10 protein-coding genes are annotated in these 7,234 nt (G+C 61.3%); all 10 read right to left on the bottom strand.

Annotated features, from left to right (window positions below):
* Window positions 1-200 precede the first annotated feature (200 nt).
* The gene (locus EOC06_RS40130) at window positions 201-368 is read right to left on the bottom strand and encodes a hypothetical protein (protein ID WP_164898562.1); all 168 of its coding nucleotides are present in this window, start codon (window positions 366-368) and stop codon (window positions 201-203) included.
* On the bottom strand, window positions 365-1,927 hold the full coding sequence (locus EOC06_RS13010) for a portal protein (RefSeq protein WP_128307947.1): 1,563 nt from the start codon (window positions 1,925-1,927) through the stop codon (window positions 365-367). The genes EOC06_RS40130 and EOC06_RS13010 overlap by 4 nt, the downstream gene beginning before the upstream one ends.
* 6 nt (window positions 1,928-1,933) lie before the next feature.
* The gene (locus tag EOC06_RS13005; RefSeq protein WP_128307946.1) at window positions 1,934-2,116 is read right to left on the bottom strand and encodes a hypothetical protein; all 183 of its coding nucleotides are present in this window, start codon (window positions 2,114-2,116) and stop codon (window positions 1,934-1,936) included.
* 206 nt (window positions 2,117-2,322) lie between these two features.
* The gene (locus EOC06_RS13000; RefSeq protein ID WP_128307945.1) at window positions 2,323-2,883 is read right to left on the bottom strand and encodes a hypothetical protein; all 561 of its coding nucleotides are present in this window, start codon (window positions 2,881-2,883) and stop codon (window positions 2,323-2,325) included.
* A complete protein-coding gene (locus tag EOC06_RS12995) occupies window positions 2,880-3,185 on the bottom strand; it encodes a DUF4406 domain-containing protein (RefSeq protein WP_128307944.1) in 306 nt (101 codons plus the stop codon). Before EOC06_RS12995 ends, EOC06_RS13000 begins: the two co-directional genes overlap by 4 nt.
* Window positions 3,161-3,979: an exonuclease gene (locus EOC06_RS12990; RefSeq protein ID WP_128307943.1), complete on the bottom strand. Its 819-nt coding sequence runs from the start codon at window positions 3,977-3,979 to the stop codon at window positions 3,161-3,163. Before EOC06_RS12990 ends, EOC06_RS12995 begins: the two co-directional genes overlap by 25 nt.
* Before the next feature lie 38 nt (window positions 3,980-4,017).
* Complete coding sequence (locus tag EOC06_RS45130) at window positions 4,018-4,443, bottom strand: GIY-YIG nuclease family protein (protein ID WP_128307942.1); 426 nt, start codon at window positions 4,441-4,443, stop codon at window positions 4,018-4,020.
* Window positions 4,379-6,307, bottom strand: coding sequence for a DNA polymerase (locus tag EOC06_RS12980; RefSeq protein ID WP_206631182.1), 1,929 nt, complete (start codon window positions 6,305-6,307; stop codon window positions 4,379-4,381). The genes EOC06_RS45130 and EOC06_RS12980 overlap by 65 nt, the downstream gene beginning before the upstream one ends.
* A 125-nt stretch (window positions 6,308-6,432) precedes the next feature.
* Window positions 6,433-6,615 carry a hypothetical protein gene (locus EOC06_RS12975; protein WP_128307940.1) on the bottom strand — a complete coding sequence of 61 codons (183 nt, stop codon included), beginning with the start codon at window positions 6,613-6,615 and terminating at the stop codon, window positions 6,433-6,435.
* Between the two features lie 168 nt (window positions 6,616-6,783).
* Complete coding sequence (locus tag EOC06_RS40800; RefSeq protein WP_206631181.1) at window positions 6,784-7,161, bottom strand: hypothetical protein; 378 nt, start codon at window positions 7,159-7,161, stop codon at window positions 6,784-6,786.
* Window positions 7,162-7,234 lie beyond the last annotated feature (73 nt).

Raw genomic sequence — 7,234 nt, 5'->3', positions numbered from 1 at the left:
CGGAGGTGTCTGGACTTCTTCCTTCGGGGCTCCGACCTTCTTCTCCAGTTCGCCATACGACTGGAGGAGGGCTTCGGTCCGGATCGACTTGGTGTCGGCGTCCCAAAACTTCTCGGGAATGTGGGCCGGACGGTCGGTCTGGACGGGGGCCTCGGGACCGGTCGGCTCCGAGGTGATGTTCAGTTCGACAGCGCCTCCCATTAAGCGATCCGCGTCTTGACGGTCACGCCGAAAGCGGACTTCGTGACGATGTAGGTGGCGTCGCCTTCAACGACGATTTCCTGATCGTGGGCGATGTTCTCTTTCAGCTCGGCGAGGGCCTTTTCGTCCTCGGTCTTCGTGCGATTTCCGGTATTGATCTTGCTCATGCTGTCGGTGTCTCCATTTGCTTTTGAGCTATGCCGCCAAGCTGGTTCACAGCGTTGGGGCCGAGCCTGTCCACGAGCTGCTGCATCATTGCTTGCTGCTGCGAGGCTTGGGCTTCTTCAGCCGTCATGATGAGGCCGGCGGTCTCCACGTTCAGGCTGTTCGCCACACGTTGAGCAAAGCCGTCCCACTTGATGGTCTGGACTGCTGGGGTCTCCTGAACGATAGCCTTGAACTGGATGAGGTTGGATAGGTCGTTGCCACGTCCAAGCGCGTCCATGCCGGTGACCACTTTCGGGAAGACGATCCCGTGGGGAAGCTCCGGGAGTGAACCGCGGCGTTCCAGGCTTTTGATCAAGACGGTAGCGAGAGGGAGCTGAAGGTCGACCGCTTGGACGGAGTAGGTGCCGCCAAGGGTGTCTTCAAGTTCGCGGGCCATGTAGCGGATTTCCTCCGCCGTGACGCGCTCACCCGGTCGCTGGATTGCGGTGTTGAGCAGGAAGGCGAAGGCCATACGCTGTTCGAGCGTAGCGATCATTTCCTTGGCTACTCGGAAGTCGTTGTAGCGTTCGATCTGAAGGAACGTGATGTCCTCGGCATTACCCGCGATGGGCTCGCCATTGGCAGCGTTCATCAGGTCTCGAACCGACGTGGAACCGTTAGGGTTCACCATCGGAATCACGCGAGACGCGATAGCGACAAACTCGCGGATCGACTTGGAGAGGCTTTCGAGGTGGGAGAGGTCTCCCGAGTATTCCTCGACCAGGCCGCGACCGTAGTCCTCGCCGTCGACCTTGTTGTACCGAAGGGCCAGGAAGGGCAGCTCCTCGCGGAGATACGTGCCTTCAGAGCCGGGTATGACAATGCCTTCGACTTCCTGATAGACCTGATACTGGCCTTCGTCGTTCAGCACGACGTGGGTGAACAGGAAGAATGGCTTCTCGGACGGTGCGGTCTGGACCCCGTTCTCCAAAGGCGCTGCCGGGGGCAGGGCTTGGGGCGGGATTTCCTTCTTCACGTCTTCAGGGATCGCGGCGAGCGCTATGCTCTCCTTGATCACGACTTCAAGTAGGTTCCCTGCTGGGTCCCTTTTGACCACGTACTTGTCCATACGGTAGACGCGGCAGCGGCCTTCCTCGGTGATGTAGAGGAGGACATTTCCGCTGACCACGAGGAGCCGCAGGGCTTCGTAGAGGTCGGAGCGAAGGGCACGTCCTTCCACGTCAGTCATGACGCGGCGAACGAACTGGCCGAAGGCTTTGTCAACCTCGTCCTTGGCACCTTCTTGGCCCGAGATTTCGGCCGCCGTCATGTCGTCCACTTCCATTTTGAAGAAGGGGGCGTTCGGCGGGAAAAGGGCGAGCAGCATCTTGGCTGCAACATTGTTTACGCCACGAGCCCCGAGGCTCTGTTCTGGCGTGACGAAACTGGTGGAACCGTTGGCTCCCTCATCGGGAAGGAGTGTCGGAATGGTGAGCTTGGCACAGACCCGTGCCCGGTCCAGATACGCCTTGCGCTGGCTCTCAAGAGTGCCGTAGCGCGATGCTGCCGCGCCGGCCATGTGGGGTTAGACGTTAACCCCGGAGGCAGGACCACCAGAGGCGAGGTCGATGCGGAGGGACGAACGGCCCTTGCGCTTCATGTCGTCGGCGTTGGTGTTGATCGGCACGGGATCGGGAGCCTTTTCAGGCTCTTCGGAGGGCTTGGTGATGATGTTCGCCACCTTGTCAACTTTGGGTGCTACGCACATAAACTGTGTTTTCCTGTCGTTGGAGTTCGAGCCGAAGGCGACGGACTAGCCGCCGCTCTCCAGATTTCATCCAAATCTCCCGTTCGGTGTCCTTGGGGTCGGCACACTTCTCGGGATACAGGCGGTCCAGCCAGTCGATCACGTCTGCGGGGATTGGCGGAACTTGCTGTTCTTGGCTCATGAATTGTTCCTGAAGCGTGTTGTAATCAGAACGGCCCCGTAAGGGCGTTTCTGACCTTCGCCTCCAGTTCCGACAGCGACCCGTCATTGACGATTTCTTCGTCAAACTCTCGACCTTCCAGCAGTCCCTCGGAGGGGTGCCCGCTGGTCGGTTCCTGTCCCGGTCGGTAGATGCGCCAGACCTGGCCACCTTCCTCCCGGATCGCGTCGTACTCGTTAGGGAACCGAAGGTCGTCAATCACCAGCATGTCGGGACGCCGGTCGTTGAGGACCGCCTTGACCCACAGGTCCCTTGCGATCAGCTCTCGGCCCCACTCGGTGCCTATCGTCTGCTGAAGGTAGCGAGAGGTCTTGCCGTCGAGGACAGGGATCGGGGTTTCCTTTCCCTTCCCGTCGAGGACGAAGTGCTCCACCTCCTCCGGGGCGAACCCGAAGGCGGCCAATAGTGCCCTGACCATGCCCTTGAGGGCGTCGGCGAAGCCTTTGCGAACGAACCCGTGCCGGATCAATTCGTTGGCGACCGTGCTCTTTCCCGACTGCTGGGCAGGCGAGTAGAGGCCGATGATCATCTGCTCGCGGTCGCTCAAAGGACCTCGGAGATCAGCTTGACCGGAATGCCGATGCACTCGGCCAGTGCCACCTCGGCACGAGCCCCTGACGATCCTTCCCAGCCGGGGAGGAGCACAATGCCCTCGGCCTGCTGGCAGATCATCGCCATATCCACCGTCATGCAGGCGCGGATGCCAGACGAGTGGTGGTTGACCTCCGCCGGGTTGAGTACCATGAAGCCAGCCAGCCGCAGCTTGTGGGCGGCGTTGATAAATGCCGGGTAGTTGAACTCCGGGTAGCCCCGCATAGGGCCTGCTAGGTAGATGACTTTGGCGTCCAAAGAATGGGCTCCTTCTTCTTGTAATCGTAGTCTTCGGTGCGGAGGATGCGGGCGACCCGCGCTGCCGAGAGGGCGTCGTCCTCGGTGAGGCCGGCCTTCTCGTAGTGGGAGACGATGCAGGCCCACAGGTCGTCATGGCCGATCTGCGCCAACCACTGGACCCGCGTCTTGCCGGCGTTCTTGCCGCGCTTGATTTCCTCCTCGGTGCGGACCAGCAGCCGGCGCTCGTCCACGATTTCTCGTGACCGGACGTAGCCGATGTTGGGACAGCCGCCGTAGCCGTCCACCATGTCCCCCGAGAGGGTCTGTGCGTAGAACTCCCGGTCAGCCTGCTCGACGCTGACGAGGACCGGATCGGTGTCCTTCTTGGGGTTCCAATGGAGCCCCGGAACGGAGCGAAGGTCCTTGTCCTCGGTGACGACGATCTTCTCCCCGGTCACCACCTTCGGGTTCGTCAGGAGGATGCCGAGCACGTCGTCGGCCTCCAGCGTGGGCCGCGTGAACGTCTCGTAGTTCTCCTCAATGTGCGCCTTCAGGGCACCAAGGATCATCGGGCGGCGGATGCCGTCTCGGTTGCTCTTGTAGGTCGGGAGAACCGTCTTGCGGAAGTTCTCGGTGTCCGACAGGGCGACGATGATGCGGTCGGCATCGAGCGTTTCCCTGAAGTGGTCGAACATCGCGTCTAGGTTGGCCTTGCCTTCGTCGGCGTCAGCCGAGAGGATGAAAGTCCCATCAAATTCGAGGGGCTTCTCCACTCCACATGCCATCTGGTAGGCGAACAGGTCGCCATCCACGAGTAGGGTCGTTATCTGCTGTCTCCTAGTTGTCGTCGTCAAAATCTTGGGCGAGGGCGATCCCGTAGGTCGCCTTCAGGTTCTCGCTCCAGTCCTCCACGTCGAAGGCGCTTGTGGGTTTTGTCGATGAGGCTGGCGGCGTCGTCGGGGTGGATGCGATACCACTCTCCTTTTGCGCCGCCGGAAGCAGCACTGAAGGTCCGCCGTAACGTGCGCTCGGCAAGGCAAGCATCGGCGAACCAACGATGGTAATGGAGCCTGAAGTCTCGCAGCGGCGAGGCCGTTTGGTAGGTCCGAAGTCTCTCGGCGAGACCAGTCGTGCGGCCAACTTTGCAATAGCCAGGCCAAGCCGGGTTAGTGATGACGTAGACATATCCTGCTCCTTTGTTCCGTCGTGTTTCAGTGCGTTTCTTTCCAGTTGCTCCCTGCGTCTGCGTTGCCCGCGAGGGGGCACTTGAACTCAAGGTCGTCTCCTGCCTTTCTGATGCTGTCTTCGGCCAGACGCTTGACGGTCTCGACGTGCTGCGGGAGCGTGTCGATCTGCCATTCGTCGTGGACGTTGGCGCAGAACTCGTAGTCCACGCCGGGCACCAAACCAGCGGCTTGGAGGTCCGCGTCGAGGATGACGAGAGCCACTTTCATGATGATTGCGCCGGCAGACTGAAGCAGCGTGTTGAGCGCCGCGTGGGCCTTTCGGACCTTCAGCTTGCCGCCGTCGAGGGCGAACAAGAACTTGCGATTGGAGGCGCGTTTCTTGACTTGCTCGACCAGCTTGCCGAGCGCCGGGAGGTTGCGCATGAAGGCGGCTTTCGATGCCGCTCCCGCGTCCCTGATCTTCTTCTCGGAACCTAGGACCCCGAGGATCGTACCCAGCTTGTAGTCGCCTGCGCCGTAGATGAAGGCGTAGAACCAGACCTTGGCTATCTCTCGACCCGAGACCGTCTTGCCTTCAACGGTGTAGGCTTTCGTCGGGTCCAGCCCGAGCGCCCTCGCGTTGACGGTGTGCATGTCCGTCCCTTCGGACTTCTTGCCCTTCAGGATGGTGTCGATGTACGCGCCGCCGTCGTAGCGGGCCATGTAGCCGGCCAGACAACGAAGCTCCAAGGCGTCCGCGTCACAACCGACCAGCACGAAGCCGGCGGTGGACGTGAACAGCTCACGGCAGTCAGCGCCGTAGCCCCCGACGTAGCCCCACAGGACGTTACCGTCGTCGTCAGACTTGACCTTCGGGACCTGGGCGATGTTGGGGTTCGAGTGGGTCATCCGGCGCGTGACCGCACCGAGGGTGATGACGCCTCCGAAGATGCGCCCGTTCACTTCTTTCTTGAGCCACGCCTGCTTGCCTTCGGCGATCTGACCGATGCGCTTGGCAACCGTCAGGTACTCCGTAAGCAGCCTCGCTTCGGGCCACGGGAGCTGCGAGAGGACCGTTTCGTCCACCTTGGGCTCACCACTGTCGGTGAACTCCATGGGCCGCCAGCCGTAGAGCTTCTTCAGACGGTCGGCGATATGCTGCCGACTGCCGGGGTTAAACTCGACGGTCTTGATCCTGGTGTACGGAGCGCCGGCCTCGTAGTGGGCCTTCGGGTAGATCGGGACCTGTGTGCCGTCCTTTTTGCTCTTGTAACCAATAGGGGGCATGTCCTTCTGCTGGACCGACCGATCCTTCGTCGGCGTGACTTGCCCGTTGGAGGCCAGCCAGGACCCGAAGGTTTCCTTCAGGCTGCGTTCGAGCTTGTCTCGCTCGGCGACCAGCTTGACGTAGAGCTTCTCGGCCTTCTTGGTGTCGAAGGCGAAGCCCCAGCGCTCCTGACGGGCGATGATGCGGGCCACGTCCATTTCGAGGAGGACCGACCTGTCGGAGAACGGCGAGCGTTTGCCTTCCTCGGTCTTTAGGTCCTTCCAGAGGGTCCAGAGCTTGGCGTAGAGGTCGGCGTTGACCACCACGTCCTGCTCGCAGTAGCCCTGCATTTCCGGGTTCCAAGAGGCCCACGGATCGAGCCCCTTTTCCTCCATCATCTTCGAGTAGTCGCCCTTCCAGTTGCCGAGGCGGTAACCGAAGGGTTCGAGGCTGTAGCGTCCCCGGAGACCGGGAGGCAGCTTGCCGCGCTTGATGAGCTTGGGGTCGGTCTCCTTCAGCTCCGGCCAGATCAGCCGGGACAGGACGAGGGTGTCGATCACGACGCCCTTCGGCTTGAACCACGGGTAGACCTTCTGGATGGCAGGAAGGTCAAACTTGATGATGTTGTGGCCGATCAGCTCGTCGGCCTGCATGAGGCGTTCGAGGCCCGCGCCGATGCCGTTCACGGTGCCGGCGTGGATGGGCATGATCAGCCCGTCATCCTCGTCGTCGTCGTGGTGAGACCAGATTTCTCCGGTGTCGGCGTCTTTGAGAACCAGTGAGTGGACGGTAGTTAGCTTGTCCAGAAAGCCGTCTGTTTCGATGTCGAAGATCAGTCGGATGGAAGACCCCGCAACAGCATTCGCTCCATCTCGGCCTCGGCGGCGCGGGCCTGTGCGGCCTCTTGTCGGAGCTGGTCACGTTCGCGCAAAGCCTGCCGAAGCTGGCCCTTGACTGCCTTCAGGTCGTCTTCCGCTTTCCAGAGGCGGCGGATTGCGTCTTCGAGCAGGGTCATGCCTTGCCTCCTTGGATGAGTTGGAAAGTGGATCTGATCTGGACTGCCCGCCGGTCGCGGTTCTGGCGCATGTTCGCGAGCGCCATCTGTGCAGCCACCACGCCCCTTCGGGCGCGGCGCTGGAACACCACAAGGTCACCGATGGTGAGGCGCTGGGCCTCCATCAGTTCAGAAGGGGAGGTCGGTTTCTCCCGAGAAGTCTTCGGTGTCATTTTCTTCCTCGAATGGGTTGTGATCGAGTTCGAGGAGGCGGCCACTCACACCGTCGTAACGGTAGAAGATGGTCTCCCCCGTCGCGGCCCCTACGGGTCGATGCTTGAGAACTCGGACGGTTGTGACGCAGCGAAGCGCTTTGTCTTCATGCTGCTGGTGGCGTTCGAGCCCGAGCATGGTGACGCACCAAAAGCCGATCGTTCGCGAGCCTTTGAAATGCCGGATCATGACCCGCCCACCTTCTTCGTGAGGGGTGCCGTCCGGCGTGGCGAGGTGCGAAATCATGTGGATGGTGATGTTGAGTTCCTGAACGAGGGAGCCCATCTCGGCCATGATGTTTTCGAGGGCGATCCGCTCCTCCTCGTCCGCAGCGGCGGCGAGCGCCGTGAGGTGGTCGAGGTAGAAC

The sequence above is a fragment of the Mesorhizobium sp. M7A.F.Ca.MR.362.00.0.0 genome, assembly GCF_004023175.1.
Taxonomy (GTDB): domain Bacteria; phylum Pseudomonadota; class Alphaproteobacteria; order Rhizobiales; family Rhizobiaceae; genus Mesorhizobium.
Note: the sequence above shows the minus strand (reverse complement) of the source record. Positions and strands in the feature narration are given on the sequence as shown.